The 17,320-nt window shown below is 62.7% G+C and carries 14 protein-coding genes; 12 read left to right on the top strand and 2 right to left on the bottom strand.

The features are described from left to right. Positions 1-8 precede the first annotated feature (8 nt). A complete protein-coding gene (gene pdxJ, locus IE079_RS12045) occupies positions 9-743 on the top strand; it encodes a pyridoxine 5'-phosphate synthase (protein ID WP_189576737.1) in 735 nt (244 codons plus the stop codon). Positions 744-748: 5 nt separating this feature from the next. On the opposite strand, the gene IE079_RS12050 is transcribed toward pdxJ, so the two are convergent. Then, positions 749-3,637, bottom strand: a complete 2,889-nt coding sequence (locus IE079_RS12050) for an ATP-binding protein (RefSeq protein WP_189576739.1) — start codon at positions 3,635-3,637, stop codon at positions 749-751. 285 nt (positions 3,638-3,922) lie between these two features. Between IE079_RS12050 and cysM the strand changes: the two genes are divergently transcribed. From cysM to IE079_RS12075, 5 genes are all read left to right on the top strand, one after another. Next, complete coding sequence (cysM, locus tag IE079_RS12055) at positions 3,923-4,816, top strand: cysteine synthase CysM (RefSeq protein WP_189576741.1); 894 nt, start codon at positions 3,923-3,925, stop codon at positions 4,814-4,816. A 27-nt stretch (positions 4,817-4,843) separates the two neighbouring features. Then, a complete protein-coding gene (gene rlmD / locus IE079_RS12060) occupies positions 4,844-6,175 on the top strand; it encodes a 23S rRNA (uracil(1939)-C(5))-methyltransferase RlmD (protein ID WP_189576743.1) in 1,332 nt (443 codons plus the stop codon). Positions 6,176-6,215: 40 nt separating this feature from the next. Next, positions 6,216-8,453 carry a GTP diphosphokinase gene (gene relA, locus IE079_RS12065; protein WP_189576745.1) on the top strand — a complete coding sequence of 746 codons (2,238 nt, stop codon included), beginning with the start codon at positions 6,216-6,218 and terminating at the stop codon, positions 8,451-8,453. Then, the gene (mazG, locus tag IE079_RS12070; protein WP_189576747.1) at positions 8,450-9,304 is read left to right on the top strand and encodes a nucleoside triphosphate pyrophosphohydrolase; all 855 of its coding nucleotides are present in this window, start codon (positions 8,450-8,452) and stop codon (positions 9,302-9,304) included. Before relA ends, mazG begins: the two co-directional genes overlap by 4 nt. A gap of 177 nt (positions 9,305-9,481) precedes the next feature. Beyond that, positions 9,482-9,826 (top strand): pilin assembly protein, encoded by a 345-nt coding sequence (locus IE079_RS12075; protein ID WP_189576750.1) that lies wholly within the window; start codon positions 9,482-9,484, stop codon positions 9,824-9,826. Positions 9,827-9,901: 75 nt separating this feature from the next. Here the strand turns inward: IE079_RS12075 and IE079_RS12080 are convergent, their stop codons facing one another. Continuing rightward, positions 9,902-10,129 (bottom strand): hypothetical protein, encoded by a 228-nt coding sequence (locus IE079_RS12080; RefSeq protein ID WP_189576752.1) that lies wholly within the window; start codon positions 10,127-10,129, stop codon positions 9,902-9,904. Between the two features lie 172 nt (positions 10,130-10,301). On the opposite strand from IE079_RS12080, the gene ppc reads away from it, so the two are divergent. The 6 genes from ppc to IE079_RS12110 all read left to right on the top strand — a co-directional run bounded on the left by ppc (position 10,302) and on the right by IE079_RS12110 (position 17,308). Beyond that, complete coding sequence (ppc, locus tag IE079_RS12085) at positions 10,302-12,974, top strand: phosphoenolpyruvate carboxylase (protein ID WP_189576754.1); 2,673 nt, start codon at positions 10,302-10,304, stop codon at positions 12,972-12,974. Positions 12,975-13,064: 90 nt separating this feature from the next. Further along, positions 13,065-14,438, top strand: a complete 1,374-nt coding sequence (locus tag IE079_RS12090) for an HDOD domain-containing protein (protein WP_189576756.1) — start codon at positions 13,065-13,067, stop codon at positions 14,436-14,438. Positions 14,439-14,669: 231 nt separating this feature from the next. Next, positions 14,670-15,323: an adenylate kinase gene (gene adk / locus IE079_RS12095; RefSeq protein ID WP_189576758.1), complete on the top strand. Its 654-nt coding sequence runs from the start codon at positions 14,670-14,672 to the stop codon at positions 15,321-15,323. Positions 15,324-15,332: 9 nt separating this feature from the next. Next, positions 15,333-16,028, top strand: coding sequence for a tRNA (adenosine(37)-N6)-threonylcarbamoyltransferase complex dimerization subunit type 1 TsaB (gene tsaB / locus IE079_RS12100; protein ID WP_189576760.1), 696 nt, complete (start codon positions 15,333-15,335; stop codon positions 16,026-16,028). A 51-nt stretch (positions 16,029-16,079) separates the two neighbouring features. Continuing rightward, positions 16,080-16,451 carry a UDP pyrophosphate phosphatase gene (locus IE079_RS12105; RefSeq protein ID WP_189576762.1) on the top strand — a complete coding sequence of 124 codons (372 nt, stop codon included), beginning with the start codon at positions 16,080-16,082 and terminating at the stop codon, positions 16,449-16,451. 35 nt (positions 16,452-16,486) lie between these two features. After that, positions 16,487-17,308, top strand: a complete 822-nt coding sequence (locus IE079_RS12110) for a class I SAM-dependent methyltransferase (protein ID WP_189576764.1) — start codon at positions 16,487-16,489, stop codon at positions 17,306-17,308. Positions 17,309-17,320: the final 12 nt, after the last annotated feature.

Genomic DNA, 17,320 nt, shown 5'->3' on the forward strand with positions numbered 1-17,320 from the left:
CACGTTTCATGAAAGACCGTGTATTGCTGGGAGTGAATGTGGACCATGTGGCCACGCTGCGTCAGGCCCGGGGCACCCGCTTCCCCGATCCGGTTCAGGCCGCCATGGTGGCCGAGGAAGCCGGTGCCGACAGCATTACCATCCATCCCCGGGAAGACCGTCGCCATATCCAGGACCGGGATGTGTTGCTGATGCGTCAGACCCTCAATACCCGCATGAACCTGGAAATGGCGGTGACCGATGCCATGCTCGCGTTCGCCGAGACGGTGCGGCCGGAGTGTGTCTGCCTGGTGCCGGAAAAACGGGAGGAGCTGACCACGGAAGGTGGTCTGGATGTGGAGGGCAACGAGGATCGTGTGGCGAAGGCCTGCGAGCGGCTGGCCCGTATTGGTGCCGAGGTGTCACTGTTTATCGACCCGGATCCGTCTCAGATCGACTCCGCCGTGCGCTGTGGCGCCCCGGTGATCGAGCTGCACACCGGCGAGTATGCCGAGGCGGATACCGCTGCGGAGCAGGCCCATACCCTTGAGAATCTCAGGGAAGCGGTGGAATACGCCCGTCGCAAGGGGCTGGTGGTCAATGCCGGGCATGGCTTGAACTATCACAATACGTTGGCGGTGGCTGCCATTCCCGGTATCCATGAGTTGAATATCGGGCATGCGATTATTGCCCGGTCTGTGTTTACTGGTCTTAAAGAGGCGGTTCGGGATATGCGGTTTATTCTGGATCGGGCCCGGGACTGATTGTTTTAAACAGGATTCAACTGATCACTGTTGCGGAACATAGCCTGCCAGTCAGTCTGGTCCCCCCAGATATCCAGTCGTTCCATGGCCGCCAGCAGGTTCTGGCGCAGGCTTTCCATGTCAGCCGAACGACGTTTGAGGGCAGTCTCGAACTGTTCCGAGGCATCCCTCAGTTCCGGTACGCCACAGTAGCGGGTGGCGCCGTGGAGCTTGTGGACGCATTCCAGCACCGCCTCGTAGTCTTCCGCCGCCCAGCGCGCCCGGATGGTTTCCTGGTCGGGCCTGAGCTGTTCCAGCAGCATGCTGAACAGTTCTTCCGCCAGGTCCGGCTTGCCGGCGGCCAGGCGAATGCTCTCCTCCACATCCACGATCGGTTTCTGCCGACGGCGGGTTGACGGTCGTAATGGCCGGCGGGTGTCCCGGAATTCGGCGATACTCCGGGAGCCGGTCTCCTGCTGCTCCGGCGGCTGGTAACCGGTGAAATCGGTGAGGGTCTCCACCAGCTGGCTGCTGTTCACCGGCTTGACCAGGTAGCCGTCAAAACCCTGCTGCATCAGGCGCTCCTGTTCGTCCGCCAGGGCGTGGGCGGTCAGGGCGATGATCGCGGTGCGATGGTGGTTGTTATCCAGCCCCCGCAGGCGGGCGGTGGTTTCCACGCCATCCATGCCCGGCATCTGCAGGTCCATGAAGATGGCATCGAAATCCTGGCTGCGGGCCTTACTCAGGGCCTCGAAGCCACTGGCGGCGCCTTCCGCGGGAATGCCGCAATCCTTCAGCAGGGTCAGAACCAGCTTCAGGTTGGCCTCGTTGTCGTCCACCGCCATCACCCTCGGCAGGTTCGGCGTGGTGCTGCGGGGTGGGGGCAGGGCGCCTGTCTTCCGTTCCGGCACGTGTTGCCGGTTACGGGTGTCGATGCCATGGACCAGCATCAGCAGTTCATCGTAGAGCGGCCCGCGGCAGATGGGCTTGATCATGTGGCCACTGGCCATCCCGGTGAGGGTGGTGTCGTGGGACTCCAGTGTCGGGGTCAACAGCAGCGTGCGGCAGTCCCTGTCCACTTCCAGACCACGGATCAGCTCCCGGTACTGGCTGGAATGGAGCAGGTGTCGGGTGATGCCCACGATGGCCAGGGCATAGCCCGACTGGTTCTGCTGGGCGTCTGCCACCTGTTCAATCAGCTCCGCCGGTGAGTTGACCCGGGTTACTTCGATGCCCCAGTCCCGCAGGATATGCTCCACTGCAAGGCCCGTGGTTTTCTGTTGTTCCAGGTAGACCACCCGCTCGCCCCGCAGCGCATCGTGGGGCAGTGGGGCCTCGGTACCGGCGGCCAGCTCCGTGGTGAGCGTGAACCAGAAGGTAGAACCCTTGCCCAGCTCACTCTCCAGACCAATATCGCCACCCATTTCCTCCACCAGGCGTTTGGAAATCACCAGGCCGAGGCCGGTACCGCCATACTGGCGGGCGGTGGAAGCATCCGCCTGGCTGAAGGCATTGAACAGCGACTGCTGCTGGGCCCGTGACAGGCCCACGCCGGAGTCGGAAATGCTGATGCGCAGGGTCACCTGGTTGCTCTCGGGGTCCTCCTCTTCCAGGCTGGCCCGCAGGACCACCTCGCCGGTCTGGGTGAACTTGATGGCGTTGTTGACCAGGTTGGTGATTACCTGCTTCACCCGCAGTGGATCGCCCATCATGTTGTCGGGCACGTCGGCGTAGACCAGGTGCACCAGGTCCAGGTTCTTGCCGTGGGCGGCGGGGGCCAGCATGACCATCACTTCCTCGACGATTTCCCGCAGGTGGAAGGGTACCCGGTCGAGGATCAGCTTGCCGGCCTCGATCTTGGAGAAATCCAGGATGTCATTGATGATGGTGAGCAGGATTTCCGAGGACTTGCGGATGGTGTTCAGGTGCTCGGCCTGCTGCTTCTGCAGGGGGCTCTTGAGCAGCAGTTCGGTGAATCCGATGATGCCGTTGAGGGGCGTGCGGATTTCGTGGGACATGTTGGCCAGGAATTCCGACTTGATGCGGCTGGCTTCCAGGGCATCCTTGCGGGCGAAGTCCAGTTCAATGTTCTGGATCTCGATGGTTTCCAGGGTTTCCCGCAGGTCCTCGGTGGCCTGGTCGATGTTCTGCTGCATTTCGGCCTGGGCCTTGCTCAGCTCTCCTGCCATGGCGTTGAGGCCGGACTCCAGCTGCTCGAACTCGGGGCCGGCGCCGGTGTACACGCGGGTGTCCAGGTGGCCTTCCTTGAGGCGGGCGACGGCATTGTTCAGCTCGAACACCGGGTGAGTGAAGGAGCGGCTCAGGCGCAGGGCAATGGTCAGGCTGAGCAGCACGCCCGCCACGATCACCAGCAGCGAGATGAACAGGGCCTTCCAGGTTTCCTTTTCGGTGCGCACGTGGGACATTTCCACCGCCGCCCAGCCAATGGGCTCCACCCTGTCCGGCGCGGTGGTGGTGCCCGATTCCAGGTCCAGCAGGTTGTCCAGCATCAGGTCCTGCAGGTAGACCGGCGACATGAACACCGTTTTGCCGGAGGTGGTCCAGCGGGACACCGACGAATTCCCTGGAAACTGGTCCGGTGTTTCCATGGTGCTGGCGGGGCCGGTATGGAGCAGGCGCTCCTTGCGCGCATCGTAGAAGGTGATGGAGCGTACGTCCCGCTCTTCCAGCAGGGCGTTTGACAGGCTGCTCAGCAGGCTGCGGTTGGAGGTGAACATGCCATATTCGGCAGCCGCCGACAGCTGGCGGGACAGAGACTCACCACGATCATCCAGCAACTGGTTGATGTTCTGCACCCAGCTCCAGGTGAAGAACAGCCCCAGCAGAAGTGTGGTAACCAGGGTGGGAACCAGGGTTACCACCAGGACTTTTTTACGAATACCCCAACGACGCATACGTCTGTGCCTACCCCTTGTCCGATCCCTGGTACGAAACGGCGCCCTTTTCCGGCATTGTGGTTGCCAAAGCCTGCTTATAGCCAGCGGCAATGGTTATAGCGGGAACCTGTATTGGGCGAGGTGCCCGGTTACGCGTATGATGCGCACCTCAGAAGTGTGGTAATACCGTTCTGTTTTTGCTTTCTGAACTTAACGGCAGAAAACTGTCTCAAAGGCTCTTCAAGTGTAACATACGCGTTTTGAAAAGCTGTGCAGCCCATCTCGACGAGGAGCAGGAACGTCATGCATTTCCCCACCATTGAGGACTATGTCGGCCACACGCCGCTGGTGCGCTTGCAGCGCTTGCCCGGCCAGACCAGCAACGTCATCCTGGCCAAACTGGAGGGCGACAATCCGGCAGGCTCGGTCAAGGATCGTCCGGCCGTCAGCATGATCCAGGAAGCGGAGAAGCGTGGCGAGATCAAGCCCGGAGATACCCTCATCGAGGCCACCAGCGGCAATACCGGTATTGCCCTGGCCATGGCGGCCGCCATCAAGGGCTACCGGATGAAGCTGATCATGCCCGCCAACATGAGCGAGGAGCGCCGGGCTTCCATGCGTGCCTATGGTGCCGAGATCATCACCGTGTCGAAGGAAGAGGGTATGGAAGCTGCCCGGGACATGGCCGCACGCATGCAGGCGCAGGGCGAAGGGCTGGTGCTGGATCAGTTTGCCAACCCGGATAACCCGCTGTCCCATTACCGCACCACCGGGCCCGAGATCTGGGAACAGACCCGGGGGCTTGTGACCCATTTCGTCAGTTCCATGGGCACCACCGGTACCATCATGGGCGTCTCCCGCTACCTGAAGGAGCGCAACCCGGACATCCGCATTATTGGCCTGCAGCCGAAGGAAGGTTCGTCCATCCCCGGCATCCGCCGCTGGCCCGAGGAATACCTGCCAAAGATCTACGACGCCTCACGGGTGGATGAGGTGCTTGATGTGGGCCAGGAAGAGTCCGAGAACACCATGCGGGCGCTGGCCCGGGAAGAGGGCATTTTCTGTGGCGTCTCCTCCGGTGGCTCCATCGCGGCGGCGCTCAAGCTCTCCGAACAGGTTGAAAACGCCGTGATCGTGGCCATCATCTGTGACCGTGGTGACCGATACCTGTCCACCGGGGTGTTCCCGGGCGCCTGATTGTTTTACTGACCAGAGACCTTGTATATGAGTCGCAGACGCAGGAAGCCCCTGCCCAGGGAACCCTTGCCTTGCACGATCGAGGCATTCAGCCATGATGGCCGGGGCATTGCCCGCGAAGAGGGCAAGACCCGTTTCGTGGATGGTGCACTGCCCGGTGAGCGGGTGATGGCAAAGATGATCTCCACCCGCAGCAAGTTCGACGAGCTGCGTACCGAGGAAGTGCTGGAGGCCTCACCGGAGCGTGTCTCACCACCGTGTGATTTCGCCGACCTGTGTGGTGGCTGCAGCCTGCAGCATATGGCCCCCGATGCCCAGATCCGGTTCAAGGAAAATACCCTGCGGGAGCACTTTGCCCATTTCGGGGGTATCGAGCCGGAGCAATGGATCGAGCCCATGCGCTCGCCCTCCCTGGGCTATCGCCGCAAGGCCCGTCTGGGGGTACGTTTCGTGCCCAAGCGGGACTCGGTGCTGGTGGGTTTCCGGGAGAAGCGCAACAGCTTCCTGGCGGACATTGACCGCTGTGTGGTGCTGGATCCGCGTATCGGGGAGCACATTGATGACCTGCGGCGGCTGCTCTACACCCTGCAGGCCCACCAGGATATTGCCCAGGTGGAAGTGGCCTGTGGCGACGACGATGCGGCCATGATCTTCCGTAACATGATCCCCCTTGGCGATGCCGACCGTGCGGCCCTGGTGGCCTTCGGTCAGGCCCATGGTTTGCATATCTATCTGCAGCCGAAGGGACCGGATACCGTCCACCGGATCTGGCCGGAAGAGGGCGAGGAACGGCTGAGCTACCGGTTACCGGAATTTGACCTGACCATGGGCTTTCATCCCATGGACTTTACCCAGGTCAATGCCGACATCAACCAGCGCATGGTACACAGAGCCGTTGACTGGCTGGATGTGCAACCGGGGGACCGGGTGCTGGACCTGTTCTGCGGACTGGGCAACTTTACCCTGCCGCTGGCCCGCAAGGCTGGCCAGGTGGTCGGAGTGGAGGGCGATGACGCCATGGTGGTGCGCGGGCGCGAAAACGCTGAACGCAACGGGCTCGACAATGTAGCCTTCCATGGCGCCAATCTGCACGGTGACTTTACCCGTGAGAGCTGGGCCTCGGAGGGTTTCGATCGCATCCTGATAGACCCGCCGCGCTCCGGTGCCCAGGAAATCTGCGAGCACCTGACGGCATTCGGTGCCAGGCGAATTGTGTACGTCTCCTGTAATCCCGCCACCCTGGCGCGGGACGCAGGCGTGATTGTCAGCAAGGGGTACCGCCTGAAGCAGGCGGGTGTGATGGACATGTTTCCGCACACCACCCATGTAGAGTCCATCGCCCTGTTCGAGAAGAACTGAACACACAAGGGCCTGGCCTGGTAAGGACAGAGACAATGCCATGGTAAAAGTACGGGAAGACTACGCCGTTACCGCCGACGGACAGGTGGATATCGAGGGCTGGGTACGCCAGATTGCCGCCCAGACCCGGCTGGAGAATCCGGACCAGTTCCGGCGGGCCTGTGAACTCAGCGCCGAGATCGACCTCCGGGCGGTACAGGAAGACCGCCTGTGGGCACCGGGAGCGAGCAGTTTCCGCACCGGCATAGAAATGGCCCAGGTACTGGTGGAACTGCACCTGGATCAGGCCTGCCTGGTGGCGGCGATTCTCTACCGGGCGGTGCGTGAGGGCCGTATCGGCCTTGAGGAAATCCGCGGCGAGTTCGGTGACGAAGTGGCCAGGCTGATCGATGGGGTGGGGCAGATGGCCGCCATCTCATCCATCCATCACCCTCTCAAGGGCAATGTGCTGGGCCAGAACGAAGGCCAGCTGGACAACGTCCGCAAGATGCTGGTGACCATGATCGACGACGTGCGGGTGGCGCTGATCAAGCTGGCGGAGCGGACCTGTGCCCTGCGGGCGGTGAAAAACGCCGTCTACGAGAAACGCATGCGGGTGGCCCGGGAAGTGTTCGATATCTATGCGCCCCTGGCCCACCGGCTTGGTATCGGCCATATCAAGTGGGAGCTGGAGGACCTGTCGTTCCGCTACCTGCATGAAACCGCCTACAAGAAGATCGCCAGGCAACTGGACGAGAAGCGGCTGGACCGGGAAAGCTACATCCAGAAAGTCCTGCGGGATCTGGGCAGCGAGTTGCGCCGTTCTGGCATCAACGCCGAACTGGCCGGTCGCGCCAAGCATATCTACAGCATCTGGCGGAAGATGCGCCGCAAGGGTATCGACTTCTCCCAGGTCTACGATGTACGCGCCGTGCGCATCCTGGTACCGGAAATGCGGGACTGCTACGCCGCCCTGGGTATTGTCCACAGTCTCTGGCGGCACATTCCCAACGAGTTTGACGACTACATCGCCAACCCCAAGGAGAACGGCTACCAGTCGCTCCACACCGCCGTGATCGGGCCCGAGGGCAAGGTCATGGAAGTGCAGATCCGTACCCATCACATGCATGAGGAAGCGGAACTGGGAGTCTGCGCCCACTGGCTCTACAAGGGCACCGACACCGGCAACCGCTCGACCGGCTACGAGGCCAAGATCAACTGGCTGCGCCAGGTACTGGAGTGGCAGGAGGAGCTGGGTGACCTGTCCGGCCTGTCGGATCACCTGACCAGCGATATCGGCTCCGACCGGGTGTATGTGTTCACCCCAGAGGGCCACGTGGTCGACCTGCCCCAGGGCGCGACACCGGTGGACTTCGCCTACCGGGTGCACACCGAGGTGGGGCATGCCTGTCGTGGTGCGCGGGTCAACGGCCGCATCGTGCCCCTGACCTATCCGCTGAAAACCGGTGATCAGGTCTATATCCTCACCTCCAACAACCAGGCGCCCAGCCGTGACTGGCTCAATCCCAGCCTGGGCTATATCCAGACCTCACGGGCCCGGGCCAAGGTCACCCACTGGTTCAAACAACAGAACCGTGAGCAGAACATTGCCGACGGGCGGGCCATTCTGGAGGATGAGTTCAAGCGGCTGTCGATCTACGACGTGGATCTGAACGAGCTTGCCCGCAAGGTCAACCAGCCGGCGGCGGACGACATGTTTGCCGCCATCGGCGCCGGCGACCTGCGGCCCACCCATGTGGCTCACGTCGGCCAGCAGATGCTGGACCCCCGGGAAAAACAGCTGGACCTCAAGCTGCTGGGCAACCGCAATCGTCAGTACGATACCGAATCGGACATACAGATCCGCGGCGTGGGCAAGCTCAAGACCCAGGTGGCCAAGTGCTGCAAGCCGCTGCCGGGGGACGCCATCGGTGGCTACATCACCGTGGGGCGCGGTGTCACCGTGCATCGTCAGGACTGCCTGACCTTCCTCCACCACAAGGAATATGAGCCCAACCGGATTATCGAGGTCAGCTGGGGCGGCCAGCCCGAGGCCACCTACCCGGTGGATATCGAAATCCAGGCCTACGACCGCTACGGCCTGCTGCGGGACATCACCGAGGTGCTGACAGCCTCCCGCAGCAATGTGCTGTCCCTGAATACCCTGTCGGACCCCGACGATAACACCGCCACCATGCTGGTCACGGTGGAAATCCACAGCCTGGAGCAGCTGGCCCGGCTGCTGGCGCAGATCCGCAACCTGCCAAATATCATCGAGGTAAGGCGCAAACGGTCATGAGCTATACCATCGAGGACCTGAAAACCCTGATGGCACGCCTCAGGGATCCCGATACCGGTTGTCCGTGGGATACCAGACAGACCTTCCGCACCATCGTGCCCCACACTCTGGAAGAAGCCCATGAGGTGGCCGACACCATCGAGCGGGAAGACTATGGCCACCTGAAGGAGGAACTGGGGGATCTGCTGTTTCAGGTCATCTTCTACAGCGAGATGGGGCGGGAGCAGGCACTGTTCGATTTTGATGCAGTGGTGCACACCCTGGTGCAGAAATTGTTGCGCCGGCACCCCCATGTATTTCCGGAAGGCACCCTGGAAAGCCGGGTGGATCCCGACAACCGGCCCGGTGAGGAATGGATCGCCGCCAGCTGGGAACGAATCAAGGCCGAGGAGCGGGCGAGCAAGGGTGAGGCGAAGCCTCAGCAACCCGGCAGCCGTCTGGACGATATCCCCGGTTCCCTGCCGGCGCTGACCCGGGCGGACAAGCTGCAGCGCCGGGCCTCCCGTTATGCCTTTGACTGGCCGGATATCAACCCGGTCTTCGACAAGCTCGAGGAGGAACTGGGAGAGCTCCGGGAGGCCTGGCAGAATGCGCAACAGGATCCGGCGGCGCAGGATGCCGTGGAAGACGAACTGGGCGACCTGATGTTTGTCTGTGTGAATCTGGCGCGCTTCTTGAAAGTCAATCCGGACCAGGCATTGCGTCGTACCAATCGTAAATTCGAGGCTCGATTCCAGGCCATAGAAGCGATATTGCGGGAGCAGGGCAGAACCATGGAAGACGAACCCCTGGAGGCTCTTGATGAGATCTGGAACTCGGTCAAGGGTGTGGAGCGTTCACAGGGAAAGTGAGCAGCAGGCCGGGGAAAATCACAAATAAGTACAATTCGTTACCGATTTCGTGGCTTGCATTCTGCACGATTCGACTACACTGCGGGTTGAGAGGGAAAGCCGGTAATGTCTCCCCCTCGTCATAGCCCTCAGATCGACAACAATCGGGCCGCAGTTGAAGGCAGGAGTAGCATTATTATGAAGATCCGTGATCTGGTTACACACTGGGACAAACACGCCAAGGGTCGTCTGACCCGCGATCCCTACTACGTCAAGCTGGCCGACAACCACCATGAAGAGTTGTCGAAGCTGGCCACCCTCTATCCCATGAAATCGCCCCAGGACCTGATGCGCGACCTCTTGTCCGCCGCTCTGGACGAGCTGGAAACCTCCTTCCCCTACGTGGAAGGCGACAAGGTTGTGGCGTATGACGAGGACGGGTTCGAGATCTACGAAGACGTTGGCCTGACACCCCGGTTTATTGCTCTCGGCCAGAAGCACATGGAAGACCTCAAGCGCCGGCAACTGGTTTCCGTAGCCTGAGACTACCCCGCCGTTTAGACGTACATTCCCTCTCCCTCAAGGGAGAGGGGTTTGAGCCGCCCTTATAGCGCCCGCTCAAGACCGCTTCAGCTTCTCCTTCAGCGGCGTACTCTCCGCCAGATCATCCAGCGCTGCCGCAATCATGTCATTGAGAATATCCGCCTCACTGCGATCCGGGTACATTTCCGCCAGTGCGGCCACCCGGGCGGCGTCTTCCAGGGGCAGGCGCAGGTTGTAGTCGTGGGTGCGATCGGCAGTCTTCTTGTCTTCCTGCCAGTGCCTGGGAAGGTCGGTAACTTTCATTGCATCTCCTTTCGATGGTGTCGGTGCGGAAGCTTAACGAATTCCCTTCTCAGAGCACCAGACCCTTGCGGTTCGGCTGTGTCATCACTATCAGTATCAGTATAGTGTTAAGCATTCGTCAATTGATCTTACCTTTTATAAACGAACCGATTTTGACCAAAAGGAAGCTGCCGTGGCCGAACTGCACCCCGAGCTGAGAGAGAACGTTCGCCTGCTGGGTGAGTTGCTGGGTGAAAATATCCGCAATTATCCGGGCGAAGACATCTATCACCTGATTGAGGAAATCCGTGCAGCCGCCAAAGCCGACCGGCGTCACGAAAGCGGCTCTGGTCAGCGACTGGTGAGTTTGCTGAGCAACCTCCGGGATGACCAGTTGCTGCCTGTCACCCGCGCCTTCAACCAGTTCCTGAACCTGGCCAATCTGGCCGAGCAGTACCACGGCATCCGCCGCAAACGGGGGCATGAATCCGATCTGACGGTGGAGTCGCTGGAGGATGTCTTCGGCCGCCTCAAGCAGGGCGGCGTCGATGCCGGTGAGTTGCACCGCAAGGTGTCGGACCTGCGTCTGGAGTTCGTGCTCACCGCCCACCCCACGGAAGTGGCCCGGCGCACCCTGATCATGAAATATGACGAAATATCCGCCTGTCTGGCCGCACTTGACCACGATGATCTGCTGGCTACCGAGCGTGACCAGATACTGGAGCGTTTGCGTCTGCTGGTGGCGGAAGCCTGGCACACCGACGAGATCCGCCATGAGCGACCCACGGCGGTGGATGAGGCCAAGTGGGGCTTCGCGGTCATCGAGAACAGCCTGTGGGAAGCGCTGCCCAAGTTCCTGCGCAGCCTGGACCAGGCACTGGTGGACTCCACGGACAAGGGGTTGCCCCTGGACGCCACCCCGATCCGCATCGCGTCGTGGATGGGGGGCGACCGGGATGGTAACCCCAATGTCACCCATGAGGTGACCCGCACGGTGTTCCTGCTGGGGCGCTGGATGGCCGCCGACCTGTACCTGCGGGATATACAGTCCCTGCGTGCCGAATTGTCCATGTGGCAGGCCAGTGACGAGCTGCGGGAGCAGGCGGGGGACTGCCGTGAGCCCTACCGGGAGATACTGGGCCGCCTGCGGGAGCGCCTGATCCGGACCCGGGACTGGGCCGAGGCGCGGGTCAACGGCGAACCGGCGGACGAGTCCGGCATCCTGTTCGAGAACGAGGACCTCACCGGCCCCCTGGAACTCTGCTACCGCTCCCTGATGGCGTGTGGCCTGGAAACCATTGCCAACGGCCCCTTGCTGGATACCCTGCGCCGGGCCCACACCTTCGGCCTGCCGCTGATCCGTCTGGATATCCGCCAGGAAGCGACCCGCCATGCCGAAGCCGTGGCGGAAATGGTCGACTACCTGGGGCTGGGCAACTATCTGGAGTGGAGCGAAGAGGAGCGTCAGGCGTTCCTGGTGAAGGAACTGCAGGGTCGGCGCCCGCTGGTGCCCCGTAACTGGGAGCCGTCGGAACCGGTACGGGAAGTGCTCGCCACCTGCGAGGTAGTCGCGGCCCAGACACCGGAAGCCCTGGGCTCCTATGTGATCTCCATGGCCAGCAAGCCCTCCGATGTACTCAGCGTGATCCTGCTACTGCGGGAGGCGGGCATGAAGTTCCCCATGCGCATTGTGCCCCTGTTCGAGACCCTGGATGACCTGCGCGGTGCACCGGCCGCCATGGAGGCGCTCTACTGTGTGGACTGGTACCGGGACTACTGCAATGGCGCCCAGGAAGTGATGATCGGCTATTCCGACTCGTCCAAGGACGCCGGCCAGATGATGGCGGCCTGGGCCCAGTATCAGGCCCAGGAGCAGCTGACCGAGGTGGCCAGCCGCTTTGACATGCACCTGACCCTGTTCCATGGCCGCGGCGGCACCGTCGGCCGGGGTGGTGGCCCGGCCAACCGGGCGATCCTGTCCCAGCCTCCGGGTTCGGTGAACGGCAGCTTCCGGATTACCGAGCAGGGTGAGATGATTCGCTTCAAGTTCGGTCTGCCGCGGCTGGCGGAGCAGAGCCTCACCCTTTACACCACGGCGGTGGTGGAGGCTACCCTGGCGCCGCCCAGGGCCCCGGAACCGGAGTGGCGGGATGCCATGGACTGGCTGACGGAGCGGTCCCTGAAGTCCTACCGGGCCGTGGTCCGGGACGACCCGGATTTCGTGCCCTATTTTCGCCAGGCAACGCCGGAGCAGGCCCTGGGCAAACTGGCCCTGGGCAGCCGGCCCGCCAAGCGTAAACCCAGCGGTGGGGTGGAGAGCCTGCGGGCCATCCCATGGATTTTTGCCTGGACCCAGATGCGGCTGATGCTGCCCAGCTGGCTGGGTAGTGATGTGGCTCTGGCGGAGGCCGAGAAGGCCGACAAGATGCCTCTGCTGCAGGCCATGCGCCGGGACTGGCCGTTCTTCCGCACCTATGTGGACATGCTCGAAATGGTGCTGGCCAAGTCGGATCTGCGTATCGCCAGCTACTACGATGACACTCTGGTGGATCCGGCGCTGCGCCCCCTGGGCGAGGAACTGCGTGAGCGTCTGGCCGGATGCATCGAGCAGGTCAAGACACTGAAGAACCAGCAGGTGCTGCTGGAGGAAGAACCCGTGTTTGCTCATTCGATGAAAGTGCGCAGCCCCTACACGGATCCGCTCCACTATCTGCAGGCGGAGCTGCTCAAGCGCAACCGTGAAGCCGAGCAGAACGTGGCCGCCGAGGGTGCTGACGCGGAGGTCGTACCGATGCCGGAACTGGTGGAGCAGGCGCTGAAGGTCACCATGGCGGGCATAGCCGCCGGCATGCGCAATACCGGCTGACGCCGTGCGCTGACAGCAGGTATGAGCAAAAGGGATGTGGTAACCTCTGTCGCTGTTTATCGGTGTGATTAACAGATGAAGGAGACACCTGTGGCAGCGGCCGCCAGAGTCGAGCAGTTCCTCAATCGCAAAGGCCTTTCCTTTGAGCTGGTGCCGGTTTCGGAAGATCCCGGAGGCGGGCTTGACGGGGCGGTGCGTGGCGAGGGGGTTGACCGTCGGCAGGTGATTCGCAGTACCGCGCTGATCGACGTCAAGGGCGTGTTGCTGGTGGTGCACCCCCTGGACAGCTCTCCGGATCTGGACGCCATCGAGGCCCGCACCGGGCGCCGGCTGCAGCCGCTGACGGTCGCCCAGGCAGGGCGTCTGTTCAGTGACTGCGCGCCGGGCTTCGTGCCACCGTTCGGAGCTGCCTACGGCATCCCGGTGCTGATCGAGGAATCGCTGTACCAGGCCGGGCGGCTGGTCGTGGCCTGCGGCTCTTCCTCGCGGCTGCTGGCCATGACCGGCCGGGACTTCCGCCTGGCCATGGCGGGGGCCGACAAGGGGCATGTCACTATCCGCCACAGCGGGCAGGCGGCCAACGCCATCACTCTCGACGAGGTGGCCGAAGCACTGCAGAAGCTCTACCGCCTGCCGCCCATGCCGGCACTGGCACTGAAGATACTCACTCTCACCAGTAACCCGGAAGCCTCCGCCCGGGAGCTGGCGGAGCTGATCGAATACGACCCCAGTGTCACCGCCCAGATCATCCGTTACGCCCGTTCGGCACTGTTCCATTATCCCGGCCAGATCGACTCGGTACAGGAGGCGGTGACCCGGGTGCTGGGGTTCGAACGGGTCGCCCACATCGCCCTGGGTATCGCCTCTGTCCGGGCCTTTGATATTCCCCGCCAGGGGCCCCTGGGCATGGATCAGTTCTGGCGCCACTCCCTGTACTGTGCGTTTGTCTGCCAGCGGCTGGCACCCCAGTGCGGCGCCGACCGCTCACTGGCCTATCTGTGCGGGTTGCTCCACAACTTTGGCCTGTTGCTGGTGGGGCACCTGTTTCCCGCGGAATTCGAGGAACTCAACCGCCTGCGCGCCGCGAATCCGGAGGTCAGCCTGCGGACGCTGGAGCAACAGGTGTTCGGTACCGACGATGATCAGCAGATGCTGACCGTTGGCCACGGTGTGATCGGCGGTATCCTGCACAAGCTCTGGCAACTGCCGGATCCGGTGATCAAGGCCGCCGGGGTTCATCAGCAACCCGGTTACGAGGGTGAGCACAAGACCTATGTGGTCATGGTTCAGCTGGCCAATGCCTTGCTCAAGGAGAAAGGCGTGGGCGACGAGTTCAACCCCGATGATATCGGGCAGTTGGCGGCACAGCTGGGTCTTGATGCCGGCAATCTGGACCATCTTCGCGAGGAGGTGGACGAGGTTTCCGACGATCTGGACAGTCTGGCTCACTCTCTGTCATCCTGATCGGCGGTTTTTCCGATCGCTTCCCGGGGCGAGCGGAGGACTGCGACTGACGTCGACTTTCTCTCGGGGTCCCGACTTCGTATAATGCCGGCTTTTCGAGTGTAGTGCGCCTGTGGTGAGAGGTTGTTGCCAAGCCTTGGGAGCGTGAGGTGAATCTGGGTTTGGCAACCGCTTTTCAGGTATTGACTGCTTTAAACTTAAACAATTAGCCAGGAAATGGGAGCACAGCGTATGCGTATTATCATGTTGGGGGCGCCGGGAGCCGGCAAGGGGACCCAGGCGCAGTTCATCACCGAACGGTTCGACATCCCCCAGATCTCCACAGGTGACATGCTTCGTGCCGCCGTCAAGTCCGGTTCCGAGCTGGGCAAGAAGGTGCAGGCGGTTATGGACTCCGGTGCTCTGGTTTCCGATGACATCATTATCGCCCTGATCGAGGAACGGGTTCAGCAGGATGACTGCCGTAACGGTTACCTGCTGGATGGCTTCCCCCGCACCATCCCCCAGGCGGAAGCGCTGAAGGACCAGGGTATTCATATCGACTACGTGGTCGAGATTGCCGTTGATGACGAGGAAATTGTCGAGCGCCTGGCGGGCCGCCGCGTGCATCCGGCCAGTGGCCGCATCTACCACCAGAAATATGATCCGCCCCGGGAGCCCGGCAAGGATGACGAAACCGGCGAGCCGCTGGTGCAGCGTGAAGACGACGAGGAAGATACCGTTCGTCGCCGCCTCAGGGTCTACCATGAGCAGACCGAGCCCCTGGTGGGCTATTATCAGGAGTGGGCGAAGAAAGAACCGGACCAGGCGCCCGAATACGTACGCGTGGACGGTGTGGGTTCCATGGACGATATCCGCGAGCAGATCCTCGCGAAGCTTGGCTGATCCGACACCTTGAATCTACTTGCCATTGATACCTCGACCGATGCCTGCTCCGTGGCCCTGCTTTGTAGCGGGGAGCTGAGCGGGCATTGTCGCGTTGAGCCCCGCGGCCATACCCGGCTGATCATGCCCATGGTGCGGCAGGTACTGGAAGAGCGTGGGCTGGCCATGGCGGACCTGGATGCCCTGGCTTTTGCCGCTGGCCCCGGCTCGTTTACCGGCCTGCGCATAGCCACCGGCGTGATTCAGGGGCTGGCCTGGGGGCTGAATCTGCCGGTGGTGCCGGTGTCGTCACTGGCGGCGGTGGCGCTGGAGTTGGCCGAAGCCCGGGGCGCGGAAGAGGGCGAGGGCATTGCCGTGGCGTTTGACGCCCGCATGGACGAGGTCTACTGGGGCTGTTTTCGTCTGGTGGATGGCCTGCCCGAGCCCCTGGTGCCGGAGCGGGTCTGCCCGCCGGAGCAGGTCAGCCTGCCGCAGGGGCCCGAGCGCTGGTTGGCAGGGGGCAGTGGTTGGCGCTATGCTGAACGCATGCCGCCATCCGTATCCGATGCCGTGAACGCGCCGGATACAGACTGTGCCCCGGATGCCCGTTTTGTTGCCCGCCTGGCGGCACAGGCCTGGCAGAAGGGCGGCAGTGTACCGGCAGCGCAGGCTCAGCCGGTCTACCTGCGGGACGAAGTGACCTGGAAGAAACTTCCGGGGCGGTAGGCTGTCAGAATTGTCTCGGGCCACTGATACATTACCTGCGGAACTGTAGCCATGATCAATGGTATCAACTCCAGTAATTCCTATATCGGCAACGCCGGCGTCCCCCGTGAACGTGCCGATGGGGCCCGTGCGCCAGCAGCGCGGCCCGAGGTGCTCGACGATCAGCGCCGTGATGCCCGCCCGTCGCCGGCGGGCGGCGATGCGCCGGGTTCGGGAACCACCACGTCCGAGGATACCCAGGGCTACCTGCGCCGTGTGCAGGCCCGCTCCGCTGCGGAAGACACCCGCCTCGAACCCTTCCGGGCAGAGGACATTCCCATCGCCAATGCCCGCGCACTGGAGGCCTTTGCCTCGGTAGCCAACCAGCGGGAAGGTTTCGATGGGGTCGACGCTGAACTGGTCGGTATTGATATCCGCGTCTGACGCTCTCCTCCCTCCCTCTGACGCGCACTCTCCCTATGCAACAATCGCCTTTGTCTCACCCGGATCCCGTTCCGCCCGTTGCCTGTGGCTCTGACCTTCAGTGGCCTGAAGCGGAGGCCCTGGCAACACGGTTGGGTGCGACGTTTCTGGGGGGCGTGCCTGCCAGGCAGATCGACAGCGCGGCGCTGGTGCTGTTCCTGGACGAGAACGGCTTGTCGCTACAGGCCACCGGCCGCAAGGCGCCGGGCCCGGTCAGGTCGGAGTTTGTGTCCGGCAAGGCCGGTTACCGCCTGGCCCATGGCGGTGGCACCGGTCAGCTTATAGCCAAGGCCATCGGCCTGAAACGCACCAATCAGACGTTGCATATTCTCGATGCCACCGCTGGCCTGGGCCAGGATGCCTTCGTGCTGGCCGGGCTCGGCCATCGGGTGACCTTGCTGGAGCGCTCGCCGGTCATTCACGCCCTGCTTGAGGACGGGCTTGCCCGGGCAGCGGCTGATGCGTCCACGGCGGCGGTCGCCTCCCGCATGACCCTGATCCATGCCGACAGCATCCGCTGGCTGCAGGCGCGGGCGGGGCAGCCGGTGGCGGATGTGGTCTACCTGGACCCCATGTTCCCGCACCGGGACAAGTCGGCCCAGGTCAAGAAGGAGATGCAGCTGTTCCGCCCGGTGGTGGGGGATGACCCCGACGCCGCCGACCTGCTGCAGGCCGCTCTGGCGTGCGCCCGTTACCGGGTGGTGGTCAAGCGGTCACGCCGGGCACCCGCTATCGAGGGTGACGCGCCGGCGCTGAAGCTGGAAGGCAAAAGCAGCCGGTACGATGTCTATCCCCTTAAAGCCCTGCCATCGTCCTGAGCCGTGCCCGGG

Origin of the sequence: Marinobacter zhanjiangensis (assembly GCF_014651935.1) — a bacterium.
Lineage (GTDB): Bacteria > Pseudomonadota > Gammaproteobacteria > Pseudomonadales > Oleiphilaceae > Marinobacter > Marinobacter zhanjiangensis.